We start from the raw sequence: 16,460 nt of genomic DNA on the forward strand, positions 1-16,460 counted from the left end.
ACCGACTACCCGAGACCGCAACCCCCAATGGAAAGGACCATCATGGCCGAGCACTTTGTTCCGGACAACCTGCCCACCCATCTGCAGCACTACATCGGCGGCAAGCTCGTCGACTCCATCGACGGCGACACCTTCGACGTCCTGGACCCGGTCACCAACAAGCCGTACATCAAGGCAGCTTCCGGCAAGGTCGCCGACGTCGCCGCGGCCGTCGCCGCCGCCAAGGACGCATTCGAGAACGGTCCCTGGCCGACCATGCTTCCGCGCCAGCGCTCCCGCATTCTGCACAAGATCGCCGACATCGTCGAGTCCCGCGGCCAGGAACTGGCCGAAATGGAGTGCTTCGACACCGGGCTGCCGATCAAGCAGGCTTTGGGGCAGGCGCAGCGCGCAGCGGAAAACTTCCGCTTCTTCGCCGACCTGATCGTTTCCCAGCACGACGACGCCTTCAAGGTCCCCGGACGCCAGGCCAACTACGTCAACCGCAAGCCGATCGGCGTCGCCGGCCTGATTACCCCGTGGAACACCCCGTTCATGCTGGAGTCCTGGAAGCTGGGCCCGGCGCTGGCCACCGGCAACACCGTGGTCCTGAAGCCGGCCGAGTTCACCCCGCTCTCCGCGTCCCTGTGGCCGGGGATCTTCGAGGAAGCCGGCCTGCCGGAGGGCGTCTTCAACATCGTCCACGGCTACGGTGAGGAAGGCTTCGCCGGCGACTCCCTGGTCAAGCACCCGGACGTCCCGCTGATCTCCTTCACCGGCGAGTCGCGCACGGGCCAGATCATCTTCGCCAACGCGGCCCCGTACCTGAAGGGCCTGTCCATGGAGCTGGGCGGCAAGTCCCCCGCCGTCGTCTTCGAAGATGCCGATCTGGACGCCGCCATCGACGCGACCATCTTCGGCGTCTTCTCCCTCAACGGCGAGCGCTGCACGGCCGGCTCGCGGATCCTGGTCCAGCGGAGCATCTACGACGAATTCGTCGAGCGCTACTCGGCCCAGGCCAAGCGCGTGAAGGTCGGCCTGCCGCACGAGGAGTCCACCGAGGTCGGCGCCCTGGTCCACCCGGAGCACTTCGACAAGGTCATGTCCTACGTGGAGATCGGCAAGCAGGAGGCCCGCCTGACCGCCGGTGGCGGCCGCCCCGCCGAGTTCCCGGAGGGCAACTTCATCCAGCCGACAGTTTTCGCCGACGTGGCCCCGGACGCCCGGATCTTCCAGGAAGAAATCTTCGGCCCGGTCGTGGCCATCACCCCGTTCGACACGGACGAGGAGGCGCTGGAGCTGGCCAACAACACCAAGTACGGACTGGCCGCCTACATCTGGACGAACGACCTCAAGCGGTCGCACAACTTCGCCCAGAATGTCGAGGCCGGCATGGTGTGGCTGAACTCCAACAACGTCCGCGACCTGCGCACCCCCTTCGGCGGCGTGAAGGCATCGGGCCTGGGCCATGAGGGCGGCTACCGCTCCATCGATTTCTACACCGACCAGCAGGCTGTCCACATCAACCTCGGTGAGGTGCACAACCCGGTCTTCGGCAAGGCCGAGGACGCCGCCGCTATCCCGGACGCCTAACCCCTACCCCCCCCCCGCTCGAAGGAGAGAATGATGAGCAACGAAATCCCCAAGCCCTCTGTCCCGGCCCCGGACATCCTGCGCTGCGCCTACATGGAGATCGTGGTCACCGATCTGGCCAAGTCCCGTGCGTTCTACGTGGACCTGCTGGGCCTGCACGTAACCCACGAAGACGACGAAGCGATCTACCTGCGCTCGTTCGAAGAGTTCATCCACCACAACCTGGTGCTGCGCAAGGGCCCGATCGCCGCCGTCGCCGCCTTCGCCTACCGGGTGCGGACCCCGGAGGACGTGGACCGCGCCGAGGCCTACTACAAGGAGCTGGGCTGCCGGACCGAGCGCCGCAAGGAAGGCTTCGTCAAGGGCATTGGGGACTCGCTGCGGGTGGAGGATCCGCTGGGCTTCCCGTACGAGTTCTTCCACGAGGTGGACCATGTGGAGCGCCTGCACATGCGCTACGACCTCTACTCCGCCGGCGAACTGGTGCGCCTGGACCACTTCAACCAGGTCACCCCGGACGTCCCGCGCGGCCGCAAGTACCTGGAGGACCTGGGCTTCCGCGTCACCGAGGACATCAAGGACTCCGACGGCGTGACCTACGCCGCCTGGATGCACCGCAAGGGCACCGTGCACGACACCGCCCTGACCGGCGGCAACGGCCCGCGCATGCACCACGTGGCTTTCTCCACGCATGAGAAGCACAACATCATCCAGATCTGCGACAAGATGGGCGCGCTGCGCATGTCCGACCGGATCGAGCGCGGCCCGGGCCGCCACGGGGTGTCCAACGCGTTCTACCTGTACATCCTGGATCCGGACGGCCACCGCGTGGAGATCTACACCCAGGACTACTACACCGGAGACCCGGACAACCCTGTCATCACCTGGGACGTGCACGACAACCAGCGGCGCGACTGGTGGGGCAACCCGGTGGTCCCGTCCTGGTACACCGAGGCCTCCCTGGTGCTGGACCTCGACGGCAACCCGCAGGAAGTCGTCGAGCGCACCGACAACTCCGAGATGGAGGTGACCATCGGCGCCGACGGTTTCTCCTTCACCCGTGAGGATGACGAAGATGGCACCTTCCGTGGCCAGGCCGCCAAGGGCTTCAAGATCGGCAATCAGGTCTAGTTCCGTCAGGCCCGCTTGAATAGCGACGCCGGTGGGCGGCTTCCGTATGGAGGCCGCCCACCGGCGTTTGCCTACCCTTGCCGCTTCCGCCAGCCGGTGCAACACTGGCAGCTACTGAGGGCCGGTCAGTCGGCCAGCGGGGCTTGCCCGTTGGCCACCACTCTATGGGGAAGAGGAACGCCCATGTCTGCTCTGCACAAGCTGATGGCACGGATCGAACGAACCGAAGCCCTGGACAAGGTGGCCCAGCCGGTGGCCGGCTTGGTGGGCCGGCTGGTGAAGCCGCGGCCGGTCAGGAATGTCCTCAGCGGCAGTTTCCTGGGGCATCCGCTGCACCCGCTGATGACCGACCTGCCCATCGGCGCGTGGAGCATGGCGACGCTGCTCGACACGGTGGGCGGCCGCCGCGCCGAACCCGCCGCGGATTTGCTGGTCGCGGCCGGAATCCTGACGGCGGCACCCACAGCCTGGGCCGGGCTCAACGACTGGTCAGACACTCAGGGCGAGGACCGACGGGTGGGAATCGTGCATGCCGCCGCGAACGCGACGGCGCTGGTCTGCTTCACGGCCTCGTTGGTGGCTCGCCGCAGCGGCCGCCGCGGAATCGCCAAGATGATCGCCTTGGGCGGGTTCGGTTTACTCATGAGCGGCGGTTACCTCGGCGGGCATTTGAGCTATTCGCGCGGTGTCAACGTCAACCACACGGCGTGGCGGGAGGGGCCAGCCGAATGGACCGGTGTCCTGGCCGAGAGCGACCTGGCCGATGACACGCCGCATCTCGCGCAGGTCGGCGACCTGTCGCTGGTGCTGTACCGCAGCGGCGGCACTCTCCTAGCCCTGGACAGCGTCTGCAGCCACATGGGCGGACCGTTGGAGGAGGGAACCGTGGACAACGGGTGCATCACCTGCCCCTGGCACGGCAGCACTTTCCGGCTGGCGGATGGCAGCGTCGTCAGAGGCCCTGCCAGTTCCGAGCAGCCGGCCTACGAGACGCGTGTCCGCGAGGGACAGATCGAAGTCCGCCAGCGCTGATCCCGGTTGTTTGGATCAGCTGCGGCCTGACCCCGCTATCGCGGCGCGCGTGCTGCGGCGGGCATCGGACACGGCGATCACCAGCGTGCCCAGGACCGACACGGCGGTGACGCACAGGCCCGCGGTGATCGCAGCGGTCCACCCCGCTTGGGCCTGGACCGCAAAGGCGACGGCGGTGATCACCGCGATTCCCACCGCGGTGCCGATCCGCTGCGAGGTCTGCAGCACTCCCCCGGCGCTGCCTGAATACTCCAACGACACTTCGGCCAAGGTCAGCGTCTGGTTGGGAGTAATGATTAGGCCCTGTGCCATACCGATGAAGGACAACGTCAGCAACATCCACCAGATGCTGAGCATTCCGGCCGCCTCCGCTTGGATGACGGCGATGGTCAGGCCCAGCCCCAGCAGTGCACAGAGAATCCCGACGACGATCGATTTCCGCCCGTGCTCCAGCACCCGCTTGCCGGACCAGTGGGACGCATACGCGCCGAGCAGGGCGGCGGGCAGGCCGATCAGCCCGGCCTCGAGCGCGGTGCCGCCCAACCCCTCCTGGATGTACAGTGCCACCAGCACCCACACGCTGGTCACACCCATGAAGTACAGCCCGGCGATCAGCGAGCCGTTCGAAAAGCTGTGCGTGCGGAAGATGCGCAGGTCCACCATCGGACTGCGGCCCCGACGCCGGTAGGCATGTTCCCACCACGCCCAGCACGCCAGCAGTGCTGCGCCGCCGGGGAGCAGCAGCCAGATCCACGGCCCGGTCCCCCGTTCCACGAAAGGCAGCAGCAGCGCCAGCACCGCCAGGCCGAGGAGCACGGCGCCGAGGGGATCCAAGTCGCGATCGGCTGTGGCCTCCTCGGCCCGGCCGGCGGCGTTACGTTGCGGTTTGAACCACAACAAGGCGAGCACGATGGCCAGGATCCCGACCGGCACATTCACCAGGAACGTCCAGCGCCACCCCTGCTGCACGCCCACGAACTCAATGATCATCCCGCCGAGCAACGGACCGATGGCCACCGAAACGCCGATCACGCTTCCGAGCGCACCATAGGCCCGGCCGCGTTCGGCACCGCGGAAGTACTGCTGGATCATGCCCACGGCCTGCGGATTCAACAGTCCGGAACCGAGCCCTTGCAGAAAGCGCGTGATGTTCAGGCTGAGCGGATCCGGAGCCAGTCCGGCGGCCACCGAGGAAAGGGTGAAAAGCGCGACACCCGCAATGAACAACGGCCCGCGGCCCAGGATGTCGCCCGCCCGGCCGGCGGCCACCAGCACCACTCCGAAGGTCAGGGCGTAGCCGGAGAGGACCCACTGCAGGTCCGAGTCGGAGGCGCCCAGCCCGATCTGGATGGACGGCAGCACCACATTAACGATGCTGACGCTCACCAGCGACATGAAAATGGCCACCAGCAGCACGGCCAGGATCCGCCAGCGGCCGGGATCCGGCTCAAAGCCGGCCTCGGCGCCGTCGGGGCCAACCGAGATGCCGGCAGCGGGACGGTTTTTTGGAGCAGAGTCGGAGTCGGGAGTCACTCCTCATTCATACGCCGGGAGGACTCGCCTGCCAAACGGTGATCCGCCTCCCGCCCCGCGTTGGCCTCAACGTCAGGGCGGGAGGCGGCTTCTACTGACGCTGGCGAAGCCGGTGCAGGTAGATGGCTGCCGCCAGGGCCGCCGCCAGTTCCAGCAGGATGACGCCCAGCATCATTTCGGTGTGCGGCAGTACCGCGGTCGCGGACGCAGACCCGTCTACGGTCCCGGCAGGGCCCGCAGCGAACGCAGTGCTCCCGGCGGGGAGCCCGTGCCCGGCGTGGCCGCCGCCATGGGAGCCGGTTCCCGTCAGCAGCAAGGTGTGGAAGGCAGCCATGGCCAGGGCCGCGAACATCAGCATCCGGGCCGGATCCGCCCCGCCGTGGCGCCAGGTTTTCAGCGCGCACGGCAGGCAGAACGCGGCCATGACCAGCATCAGCAGGCTCTGCCACGGCGTGTGCAGGTGCTGCCAGGCCATCCACAAATGGGCGGCGATGGAGATGAAGGCGACCACGGCGCACAGCCGGGCCAGCCGCACAAGCCACGCCCCGCCGTCGTGCTTTGCCCTAAATTTCCACTGCGCAACCGCGGTCATCTTCACACCTCCGCTCAGCGGTGGCAGTGCCCGCCGGCGGCAGGCGTGTTCGCCGGCACGTCCAGCACCGGGCTGCGGTCGAAGAAGCCGTCCGGCCGAAGTCTGAATCCGGCCGTGTCCACCGGCATGATTGGCCAGTCCTCCACCCGCGGGTAGTGGGTCAGGCCGAAGGTATGCCAGAGCACAATGTCCTCGCCGTCGATCTTGCGGTCCTGCGCCACGTAGGCCGGCAGCCCGGCGCCGCCGGCGTGCTGGTTGACGAAGTCGCCGGTCGGGTAGCGCTCGTCCTCGGCGTACTGGGTGACCCACAGGTCCTTGGCCGCGAAGGCCGCACGCTTGGCCACCGACGACTCCGGATCGGCCAGCAGCGTGGGCTGGCCCTGCGGCATCAGTTTGTAAGCCACCGGCTCGCCCAGCCGGTTGGTGGATTGCGGGTTGGAGATGTGCCAGGTCCGGCCGGCGGGCATATTCGCCTCGCGGACGCCCTCGGACTCGGTCTTCAGCAGAGTACGGCGGCGGGTGAAGGCATTGCCCCGCTCGTTGCCCTTGCCGAGCGGAACCCGCACCGCTTCCTCCTCCTCGACCCGGTTGGTGAAGCCGTCCAGCGCCATGTCCAGGCGGGCGCTGAACAGGTGCTGGTGGTAGGGCGCGCCCAGGCCCGGTGCCATCTCGGAGGCGTACTCATAGCCCTTGCCCGGGTAGGCGCTGGTGAAGACAATGCCGGTGGCCTTGGCCTCGAACTCGATGGTGCCGTCCAGGTAGAGGTACCAGTAGAAGCCGTAGTCGTAGTTGCCAATGGTGGTGAAGAAGGAGACCACCATACGCCGGTTGCGGCGGGTGTAGTTGATCCCGGTCCACAGGTCGGAGTGCTTGGCCAGGATGGAGTAGTCCTCTTCGTGCATGCAAATGCCGTTGCGGATTTCACGCGGGTTGCCGAAGCCATCGGCGATCACGGGCGAGAGGTAGGTGATCTCGCCCAGGCAGTCGCAGCCGAGCTCCAGCGAGTTGGCGTACTGGCCCACCAGGTATTCGCCGGTGTCGAAGTAGTTCTGCCAGGAGCGCACCGGCGATGGGTCGCCGTACGGGACCACCATCTCCGCAATGGAAGCCCGCTTGATGATGGAGCGGGTGCGGTCGCCGTCCTGGAAGCCGATGTTGTGCAGCACCACACCCTCACGGACGTCGAAGCCCACGTCGAAGGACCACTTCTCCCACTCGATGTGGTTGCCGCCGCTGACGGTGAAGCTGGGGCCCTCGGGCTGGGTGATCTCGATGGGCTTCTGCGTGGTCCGGAGCTCTCCGGTCAGCTCCGGATCCGTGTAGTTGCCGTGCTCGGCGGGAACGGGCATGACGCCGAAGTCCAGCACCTGGTCCACGGTCTTGTTCACGATGTCCACGTAGGCCACCAGCCCGTCGATGGGGTGCGCCCACGCGTTGTCCTCGGGGAAGTTCTGGTAGAACGCCAGGCCGCGCAGGATCCGCCGGCCCTTCTCCTCCGGGTACTCGAACACTCCGGCAGACAGCGGCGCGACCCGCACCTTGTCGATCTCCAGACCGCGGTCGGCAATGGCTTTCAGCCAGCGCTCATCGGTGGAGAGGATGGCTTCAACCACCTCGAACTCCTCCTCCAGCACGGGCAGCTCGCCGGTCACGGAGGTGTCAAGCTCGGCCACCGTCAGGACCTTGCCGGAGGTGACGGAGACGGTCACGTCCTTCGGCGCCGCACCGGTGACGTCGAGCAGGAAGGCCCGGAAACGCCGGTCAACCGTCGCTTCGCCCCCGCGGCGCGGCGGGTCCAGCAGCCCGAGGTAGGCGAAGCGGGTGTTCTCCCCCGCCAGTCCCGCCTCGGCCAGGATGGTGCGGACGGCGGTGATTTCCTCGGCGGAGGCCAGAGCATAGGACGAAACAGTGGCTGCAGCAGCGGTGGTCATAGCGGCCCTTTCAGAAGCGGCTGGGGTAGACGCGGGCCGGACAATAGCTGTGATCGACACCACGTTCTTTTTTCTATGTTCGTAGAGAATAACCCCCAGTAGGATTCATGGCAAGGGTTTTTCTACGCACGTTTTATATAGGAGGCGGCCGATGCCAAAGATTGTCGACCACGACCAGCGCCGGATCGAACTCGTCCAGGCCACGTGGCGGATCATCGCCCGGCACGGCATCGACGGTGCCACCATGCGGGAAATTGCCGCGGAGGCAGGCTTTGCCAACGGTGCCCTCAAGCCCTACTTCCCCACCAAGGACGACTTGCTGGCCTTTGCCTTCGGCTACGTCTTCGACCAAACAAACCGGCGGGTTGCCGATTCCATCCGAGGCCACAGCGGCCTGGACGCCTTGCGCCGCTACTGCCTGGAGGTGCTGCCCGTCACCGACGTGACCATCAGTGAGGCCCGACTGGTCATTCCGTTCTGGCAAAAGGCGCTCATCGACCCGGATAAGGCCAGGCTCCATGCCGATTCGATGGAACGCTGGCGGGTGGACTTCATGCGTTTCCTGGCCGAGGCGCGCGAGGCAGGCGACGTCCGCACGCACGCCAGCGATGACGTCCTGGCAGGGCAGCTGATGTCCTTTTTGTTGGGCGCGCAGATCACCGCCTCCCTCACCCCGGAGCACCACTCTCCGGAACAATTGACCGAGCATCTGGACAGCTGGCTTCGCATGGTTTCAGCAGAATCCTGATCCGATTCTTTTTTCGCCGGTTGTGGAAAATAGATGACAACGCGGTCGCGCAGAGGCTATGGTATGGAGACTGTGTCGCAAGACACACCCAAGCCAGGTTCCATCTGAAGGGGCCACCGTGACGATTACCGATCCCGAACGCAGCACCCACAGCCGATCCGGCATAGCCGGAACCGCCAACGATTTCCGTGGTTCCGCTCCTGCCGCGACCACCGTGCCGTCCTTGCCTACCGTGCCTGCCGTGCCGTCCGTGCCTGCCGGGCCTGCCGGGCCTGCCGGGCCTGCCGAGCCCGCTGCGCCTTCCGTGGTGCAGGTTGCCGAAGCGAGTTCGTTCGCCGAGTGGAACACGCTGATTTCCGAGTCCTTTGTGCCCCTGCAGGCACGGACCAACTCCCCCGCCGGGTTCCAGGGCCGGCTGCGTTCCCGGGTTTTGGACGAATTGTCCGTGGTTGAAGTAACGGCCAACAGCCACAAGGTGCTGCGCACGCCGGCGCTGATCACTCGGTCCGACCGGCTCTACTACAAGCTCAACTTGCAACTGTCCGGCACCGGCATCCTCATCCAGGACAACCGCGAAGCCACGCTGCGTCCTGGCGACCTGGCGGTCTATGACACCCACCGGCCCTACACCTTGGAGTTCGACGACGACTTCCGCACCCTGGTGTTGATGTTCCCGCACGACGCGCTGGATCTGCCGACCGAGTCGGTGGCCGAACTGACGGCTGTCCGGATGGCCGGGGACGCCGGCATCGGCCGGATGATCAGCCCGTTCATGGTGCAACTGGCGGACAACCTTGAGCTGCTATCCGGCCCCAGCGGCCACCGGCTGGCGCACAACGCGGTAGACCTGCTGGCCACCCTGTTCGACAGCGAACTCCGTAGCGGGAACGGCCCGCAACGGGGCCACCATGGCGAGTTGCTCGCACGGATCCGCCAGCACATCGAGGCAAACCTGGGCGACCCGGAGCTGTCTCCGGCAGCCATCGCCGCAGCACATTTCATCTCCACCCGGCACTTGCACAGCATTTTCCACGACGCCGGCACCACGGTGGCCGGATGGATCCGCGCCCGACGGCTTGAACGCTGTCGGCGCGACCTGCGCGACCCGCTCCAGGCCGATCGCGCAGTCGGCGCCATCGCCACCCGCTGGGGATTCACCGATGCCGCCCATTTCAGCCGCGTCTTTCGCAGCGCCTTCGGCGTGCCACCAAGCGCTTACCGCAAGGCCTGACTTCCACCAGCTGGGGCCTACTGCCCTGCCTGCACCGCACCTAGGGGACAAGGTGTGCGCTGGACGACAAATGCCGTACCGAGAAGGTCAAGTCAAAAGCTCGTCCGATTGCCAGAATCAGATCATCTTTCTTCTCCCGTTGGAGGTTAACATGTCGCACGAACAGATCCTCGTGCCGGACAATCGGTCCGATTCTCAAGGCCTGAGCAAGCGGACGCTCGGCGTACCAGCCCTCGTCTTCATGACTATTGCCGCTTCCGCCCCCTTGACGGTGGTCGCCGGCGGCATCAGCAGCAATTACGCCGTTACCGGGCTGGTGGGGATACCGCTGTCCTTCATTGTGCTGGGCGCGTGCCTGGCCCTATTTACCGTCGGCTATGCGGCTATGAGCTCGCACATCACCAACGCCGGCGCCTTCTACGCCTACATCGGCCGGGGCCTCGGCCGCGCGGCCGGTGTCGGCGCCGCGTGGACGGCCCTGATCTCTTACAACGCCATGCAGGTGGGCATTTACGGGTTGTTCGGCTTCGCTTCCGCCTCCTTCGTCGGGAGCAAGATCAACGCGGAGGTCCCGTGGTGGGCCACAGCCTTGGTCGGCTTCCTCGTCGTGGGCTGGCTGGGAATCAACAAGGTGGACCTGTCGGTCAAGGTGCTGGCAGTCCTGGTCGGCTTGGAGTTCGTTGCCGTCCTGATCTTTGACATCGTCTCGCTGGCCGTGGCTCCGGAGGGCCTGTCAACAGCGCCGATGAATCCAGCAAACCTCTTCACCGCCGGTGTGGGCGCTGCCCTTGCCTTCAGCATCGCCGCTTTTATGGGCTTTGAATCCGCTGCCATTTACAGCGAGGAAGCCAAGAACCCGAAGCAGACGATCGCTCGGGCCACTTACATTGCGGTGGCGATCATTTCCCTGTTCTACGCCTTCTCCGGCTGGGCCATGGCTATGGCCACCGGATCCAGCCAGGTGGTTGCACAGTCCCAGGAATTCGGCCCGGACCTGCTGTTCGTTTTCCTCAGCGAGCACAGCGGCGTACTGCTGGCCGACATCTGCCAAATCCTGTTCATCACCAGTTTGTTCGCTGCCCTGGTGGCGTTCCACAACGCCGTTGCCCGGTACGTCTTCTCGATGGCCCGTGAAGGCGTCCTGCCCCGCCCCCTGGCCCGGGTGAATGCCCGCACCCATGCACCGGTCGCCGGCTCGCTCGTCCAGTCAGTCGTCGCAGCGGCGCTGCTGCTGGTCTTCGCCATCGCCGGGACCGGCAATGAACTGGGCGCACTTTACCCGGTGGTGACGTTCTTTACTTGGCTGACCAACACCGGGGCGTTCGGCCTGGTTCTACTGCTGGTCCTGGTATCCGTGGCCGTCATCGGATACTTCCGGAAGAACCCGTCCGGCCACTCGCTGTGGGCCCGGGTTGTTGCTCCGGCCTTGGCCGCACTGTTGCTGGGCATCGTGTTCGTACTCATCGTGGCCAACTTCGATGTCCTGATCGGCACCGAAGGCCAGTCCCCGCTGAGCTGGCTTCTGCCCGCCATCGTCGTCATCCCCGGATTGCTGGGGGTCGGCTGGGGCCTCTACCTTAAGGCCAACCGGCCCGATGTCTACCGCGGCATCGGGTTTGGAGGGAACGGCTCCACTGATCGACCGGAGAGCTGACGCCCAGTCTGACATCCAGTCCAGGCACTCCTTAGAGTTAGGCCGGAGGATTAAACGAAAGAGCCGGAGCAGCAGGCGTTGGGGGGAATCCTGCGGCTCCGGCTCTTCCACGCCCGGACCCAAGTCCGGCCGATGCGGCGCGGGCCCCCGTTCCGAGCCCGACCGTTGGTAAGAGCTTATCCGGGTGGTCCCGCCGCCGCGATGGGGAGAACTACCCATCGCGTCCTCAAACGATTGCCCCGTCGCAACCACTATGATGCCGTCCGCTGTTCGCCAGGGTGGCCGGACCTTCGCCCCGCGGCCATCATGCAGCCCCATAAGCCGGCGGCGCAGCCCGTCGCCGGGTCCCGCCTCTCCCCGCCCAGTCGGCACAGCCCCTCGCCGGTCCCGCCTCTCCCCGCCCAGTCGGCGCAGCCCTCGCCGGTTCACGAAGTCCCCTCCCAGCGGCACAGCCCCCCCTCGCCCCGGGTCCCGCAGTCCTCGCCCCTTCGCGCAAGGGAGAGGATACTGGAGGCCGTGGGACTGTTGAGCGCGGCGCCTTCCCCTTTTGCCGATCGGTCCGATGCGGCGCATCAATTGGCGGCCGAGCTGGCTGACTACCGCGGGCGCAGCGATGTCACCGTGCTTGGGCTGGCACGTGGCGGCGTTCCCGTGGCTGCAGTTTTGGCGAAAGAACTGGGCGCGGACTTTGATGCGCTCATTGTGCGCAAGTTGGGGATTCCCGATCAACCAGAGGTGGCCTTCGGAGCTTTGGCCGCCCACGGCGGGCACACCGCCGTCGTTATGGTGGACCACATTGTGGCCGAACTGCGCCGCCGCAATTACAGCGAGCAGCGCCTCCAAGCCGTCCAAGCCGCGGAGCATGCCGAACTGCAGCGCCGCCAGGAAGCGTATCTGCATGGAAGGGCCTCACAGGTCGGCGGCCGCACCGTTATTCTCTGCGACGACGGAGTGGCGACCGGCGCCACGATGAAGGCCGCGATCAAGGCCGTCCGGCAAAGTAAGCCGCGGGAGATCGTCGTCGCCGTCCCGGTAGGGCCTCCCCAGACCTGCGCAGAACTGGGAAAAGTGGCCGATGCCGTCTGTTGTCTGCGTCAGCCGCGGGGCTTTCGTGCCGTCGGTGAGGCCTACCGGCTCTTCAACCAAGTCAGCGACGACGAGGTCCTGGCGGTGCTCCCCCAGTAGCTGCGATTTCAATAGCGGATGCAGGCAGCCGAAAAAGCAGCGGACCGCCGCCGGTAAGCAGTACCGGCGGCGGTCCGTGTGATTTCGTTTGCTGAATCTTTAAAAGGAGTCCCGTGCCTCAGGATGCTGCTGCAGGTACTCCCGGTGGGCTTCCTCCACCCGCAGGTTCTTGCCCTTGGTCTCCTTGACAACGGAGACGGCGACCAGCGAGATAACGCAGAGCACCATGATGTAGATGCCAATGGAGATGGTGCTTCCAGTTGCGCCCAGCAACACTTCGGCGATCAGCGGAGCAAACGCTCCACCCAGAATTGCACCGATGGCGTAACCGATGGATACGCCGGAGTAGCGGACGTTGGCCGGGAACATCTCAGCGTAAAGCGCCGACTGCGGACCGTAGGACAGGCCCAGGCCGATGGTCAGGACGAACATCGCGATGCCCATCAGCACAATGCTGGCCGTGTCGATCAGCATGAACATCGGGATCTGCCACAGCAGGACCCACACGTAGCCGATCTGGAAGGTCCGGATGCGGCCGATCTTGTCGGAGAGGATGCCGCCGTACATGGTAAAGATCAACCAGCCGAAGGCAGCCAGTGTGGTTGCCAGCAGCACGGACGGCCGGTCCATGCCCAGCCCGCCGGCATCCGCCGGCTTGGTGGCGTAGGAAGCGAAGAACGCGATCAGGAGGTAGCCGGCGGCGTTGTTGGCGATGAAGATCAGCGCGGTGAGGATGACCTCTTTCCAGTTGTGCTTGAACAACTGGCCCAGCGGAGCGGCCGATTCCTTCTTGCGCTCCTGCATTTCCTTGAACACCGGGGACTCGTTGACCGAGCGGCGGATGAAGTAGCCGACGACGATCAGCACAATCGAGAACAGGAACGGCACGCGCCAGCCCCAGCTCATAAAGGCTTCTTCGGTGAGCGTGGTGCTGAGCAGCCACATCACGCCGGTGGCAAGGATCATGCCGCACGGAACACCGATTTGCGGGTACGCGCCGAAGAAACCGCGCTTGTTGACCGGCGCATGCTCAACTGACATCAGGGCAGCACCGCCCCATTCGCCGCCGGCGGAGAAGCCCTGCAGGATCCGTAGGAAGACCAGCAGGATGGGCGCCCAGATACCAATCTGCGCGTAGGTCGGCAGCACGCCGATCAGCGCGGTGGCTGCACCCATGAGCACCAGCGTAAAGACCAGCATCATCTTGCGGCCGAGACGGTCTCCCAGGTGACCGGCGACGATGGCGCCGAGCGGGCGGAACAGGAAGCTAATACCCAGCGAAGCCCAAGAGACAATCTGGGCCAGGCCGGAGCTCTCCTGCGACAAAGGGGCAAAGTACAGGGAGGCCAAGACCAACCCGGCGGCCTGGGCATAGATGAAGAAGTCGTACCATTCGATCGTGGTACCGACAAGGGTGCCTGCGAGCACTTTGCGCTCTTCGTGGCGGGCTGCTGGACTGATGTTGCCTGCCAGCTCTTCTGACGTGGACATAATTCTCTCCGTGGTGTTCACAGAACGGGAATTACCGAACGGTCGGTAATGTGACCCGAGCCATATTACCGGAACGTAATGCGCGACACGTAGAGGCGCCATATCGATTGGGTAACGTCGTCCGGCGCGGGCGGGGCTCCTCGTTTTCACAGCGGCGACTAAGACCCCTGTCGCACCACACTCGTTCTATATTTGGACGCTTCGTCCTGATATAGAACAATGGTGGATGTGAGGCATGGCACAGGCCACTGTCTCCGCGTCCCTGTATCCGCTCCCCCGCAGTCACTCTCCGTAGGATGGTCCGATGAGCCAGACTCCCACCAAACCCGCCGCGGCACACTCGCAGACTCTGTCGCGTGGCATCCAAGCGCTGGAGATCCTGGCTGAAGCACAGGCGCCAATGACCATCGCCGAGCTGTCAGAAGCTTTGGGAGTGCACCGTTCCATCGCCTACCGGATCCTGCGCACTCTGGAAGACCACTCGCTGTTGATGCGGGATTCGGCCGGACGGGTGCAGGCGGGGCCGGGGTTGGCCGCGCTGGCACGCGGTGTCTCGCGCGACTTGCAGTCCGCCGCGCTGCCGGAGCTGACCACGTTGGCGAACGACCTGATGATGACCGCTTTTATCGCTGTCTGGGATCAGCGCGACTGCGTCACGCTGTTCACCGTAGAACCGCGCCACGCGACGGCATTGGTGCAGCACCCCGGCACGCGTCATTCCTTCGCCGCCGGAGCACCGGGAATCGCGATCCAGTCGGCGCTGACCCGGGAACAGTGGGAGCAGCACGCTCCGGGACAACAGATCCGGCCGGAAGCCGAACTTGCCAAGGAAACCGGATATGCCGTCAGCCATGACGAAGTCATCCCGGGCGTCTCCGCGGTCGCGGTGCCGGTTGCCGTTCCCGGCCAACTACCGGCGGCCATAGCAGTGGTTTACATCCGCACGGATACTCCCGACCAAGAGATCGCGGCGGCTTTGAAACGCTCTGCTGCCACCATCGAGGCAGAACTGCGCTGAGTGGCCTCAGCGCCGCCGGCGACGGACGACGGCGGCGGCGACCAGGCCGAGAACCAGAAGCATGCCGGCGGCGGCAATCGAGACCAAGAAGGCACCTGAATGTCCCCAGGTTTCGGCCATTGCACCCGCTGAAGCCGAACCCAGCGCAGAACCCAGGACAACGCCGCTGGCCAGCAGCGTCATGACCGTGCCTAGGCGCTCGTCCGGAGCGACCTGGCTGCCGATACCGTAGATCGTGACCATGGTCGGTCCGACCGGCACGCCGACCAGCAGCAGCACGAAAATCATCGGCAGCACGTCGGCCGGAAGTAGCAGCAAGAAGCAGAATGCGGTCATCAACGCAGCACAGACCACCCAGCGCCAGGCAAGTGTCCACCGCGCCGGCCAGTAGGCCACGGAGAGGGCGCCGAAGGCCGACGTCAGTCCCAGCAGAGCGTACAGCAGGCCCGCCGCGTCGGAGGCGCCAAAGGTGCCGCCGAAAGCGCTGAGCGCATTCTGGGTGGCCCCGAAAAACGTGCCCATCGCCACCATGCCCAGCACCGGGATGGCGACCAACGGCCAGTTAATCCGCACCGGCGTCGCTGCCGCAGCCGCTTCCGGATGGGCCTTGACCAGGTCGGGGGTCACCGGGACCACCGAGCGGTAGGTGGGGTGTATGGCAAAAGCGGTAACCATGGTGACGGTCAGTGCGGCGGCCAGCACAAAGGGCAGCCATGGCGCAATCAGCGCGGCCAACAGTCCGACCAGCGCCGGCCCCAACACGAACGTCAGTTCATCAGCCGTGCTTTCGTAGGACAGCGCCGTGTCCAGCGCAGGCTTGTCGCTGCGCGTCATCGCCATCCATCTCACCCTCGCCAGCGAGCCCACCTGCGGGCACGTTGCCCCGACGAGGAAGGACGCGGCCAGCACGGCCGCGGTTCCAGCCCCGTTGGGACCGAGGTAGACACAGGTCAGCAACAAGACGATGGCGCAGGTGTGAGCGGCGGCGGCGATCAGGAGTACCGGCCGCTGTCCCGCCCGGTCGGCAAGGTAGCCGAACAGTGGCGCCCCAGCGGCCGAACCGATCCCCACGGCACCGGCGGCGAAGCCTCCCGCGGCGTAGGACCCGGTGGTCACGGTGACAAGAGTCAGGGCGCCGACCGTCAGCATTGCCAGCGGCAGTCTGGCCAGGAAGCCGATGGTCAGGAAGGACGTTCCCGCCAGTCGGGCCAGACGAGCGTAGCGGCCAAAGGGATTTCGCAGCTTGCGTCGACGAGTGGCACCGCCGGTCGCTGCGTGTTCCCGCGCGGGCGCGTCTGAATCAGGAAATGTCATAGTTTTTTGTCCGTTGGTTTAACCGCGC

13 protein-coding genes are annotated in these 16,460 nt (G+C 65.7%); 8 read left to right on the forward strand and 5 right to left on the reverse strand.

Features of this window, described 5'->3' with window-relative positions; genetic code table 11:
- Positions 1-42: 42 nt before the first annotated feature.
- From hpaE to AC5RWX_RS14990, 3 genes are all read left to right on the forward strand, one after another.
- Positions 43-1,572 (forward strand): 5-carboxymethyl-2-hydroxymuconate semialdehyde dehydrogenase, encoded by a 1,530-nt coding sequence (gene hpaE / locus AC5RWX_RS14980; RefSeq protein ID WP_493941394.1) that lies wholly within the window; start codon positions 43-45, stop codon positions 1,570-1,572.
- Positions 1,573-1,605: 33 nt separating this feature from the next.
- A complete protein-coding gene (gene hpaD / locus AC5RWX_RS14985) occupies positions 1,606-2,703 on the forward strand; it encodes a 3,4-dihydroxyphenylacetate 2,3-dioxygenase (RefSeq protein WP_493941405.1) in 1,098 nt (365 codons plus the stop codon).
- A 183-nt stretch (positions 2,704-2,886) separates the two neighbouring features.
- Positions 2,887-3,735, forward strand: coding sequence for a Rieske (2Fe-2S) protein (locus tag AC5RWX_RS14990; RefSeq protein ID WP_493941395.1), 849 nt, complete (start codon positions 2,887-2,889; stop codon positions 3,733-3,735).
- A 15-nt stretch (positions 3,736-3,750) separates the two neighbouring features.
- Here AC5RWX_RS14990 and AC5RWX_RS14995 read toward each other — a convergent pair whose 3' ends face one another.
- From AC5RWX_RS14995 to AC5RWX_RS15005, 3 genes are all read right to left on the reverse strand, one after another.
- Complete coding sequence (locus tag AC5RWX_RS14995; protein ID WP_493941396.1) at positions 3,751-5,268, reverse strand: MFS transporter; 1,518 nt, start codon at positions 5,266-5,268, stop codon at positions 3,751-3,753.
- A gap of 91 nt (positions 5,269-5,359) precedes the next feature.
- Positions 5,360-5,860 (reverse strand): hypothetical protein, encoded by a 501-nt coding sequence (locus tag AC5RWX_RS15000; RefSeq protein WP_493941397.1) that lies wholly within the window; start codon positions 5,858-5,860, stop codon positions 5,360-5,362.
- A gap of 14 nt (positions 5,861-5,874) precedes the next feature.
- Positions 5,875-7,791, reverse strand: a complete 1,917-nt coding sequence (locus AC5RWX_RS15005) for a primary-amine oxidase (protein ID WP_493943404.1) — start codon at positions 7,789-7,791, stop codon at positions 5,875-5,877.
- A 151-nt stretch (positions 7,792-7,942) separates the two neighbouring features.
- Here AC5RWX_RS15005 and AC5RWX_RS15010 point away from each other — a divergent pair, with 151 nt between their 5' ends.
- From AC5RWX_RS15010 to AC5RWX_RS15025, 4 genes are all read left to right on the forward strand, one after another.
- Entirely contained in the window at positions 7,943-8,539 is a 597-nt protein-coding gene (locus AC5RWX_RS15010; protein ID WP_493942577.1) for a TetR/AcrR family transcriptional regulator, read from the forward strand.
- A gap of 250 nt (positions 8,540-8,789) precedes the next feature.
- Positions 8,790-9,770: an AraC-like ligand-binding domain-containing protein gene (locus tag AC5RWX_RS15015; protein WP_493943780.1), complete on the forward strand. Its 981-nt coding sequence runs from the start codon at positions 8,790-8,792 to the stop codon at positions 9,768-9,770.
- 151 nt (positions 9,771-9,921) lie between these two features.
- A complete protein-coding gene (locus AC5RWX_RS15020) occupies positions 9,922-11,424 on the forward strand; it encodes an APC family permease (protein WP_493938903.1) in 1,503 nt (500 codons plus the stop codon).
- Positions 11,425-11,940: 516 nt separating this feature from the next.
- On the forward strand, positions 11,941-12,609 hold the full coding sequence (locus tag AC5RWX_RS15025; protein WP_493938902.1) for a phosphoribosyltransferase: 669 nt from the start codon (positions 11,941-11,943) through the stop codon (positions 12,607-12,609).
- Positions 12,610-12,708: 99 nt separating this feature from the next.
- Here AC5RWX_RS15025 and AC5RWX_RS15030 read toward each other — a convergent pair whose 3' ends face one another.
- On the reverse strand, positions 12,709-14,100 hold the full coding sequence (locus tag AC5RWX_RS15030) for an MFS transporter (RefSeq protein ID WP_493938901.1): 1,392 nt from the start codon (positions 14,098-14,100) through the stop codon (positions 12,709-12,711).
- 304 nt (positions 14,101-14,404) lie between these two features.
- Between AC5RWX_RS15030 and AC5RWX_RS15035 the strand changes: the two genes are divergently transcribed.
- A complete protein-coding gene (locus AC5RWX_RS15035) occupies positions 14,405-15,118 on the forward strand; it encodes an IclR family transcriptional regulator (RefSeq protein WP_493938900.1) in 714 nt (237 codons plus the stop codon).
- 6 nt (positions 15,119-15,124) lie between these two features.
- Here the strand turns inward: AC5RWX_RS15035 and AC5RWX_RS15040 are convergent, their stop codons facing one another.
- A complete protein-coding gene (locus AC5RWX_RS15040) occupies positions 15,125-16,432 on the reverse strand; it encodes an MFS transporter (protein ID WP_493938899.1) in 1,308 nt (435 codons plus the stop codon).
- Positions 16,433-16,460: the final 28 nt, after the last annotated feature.

The organism is Arthrobacter sp. SPT-J7 (genome assembly GCF_059089965.1).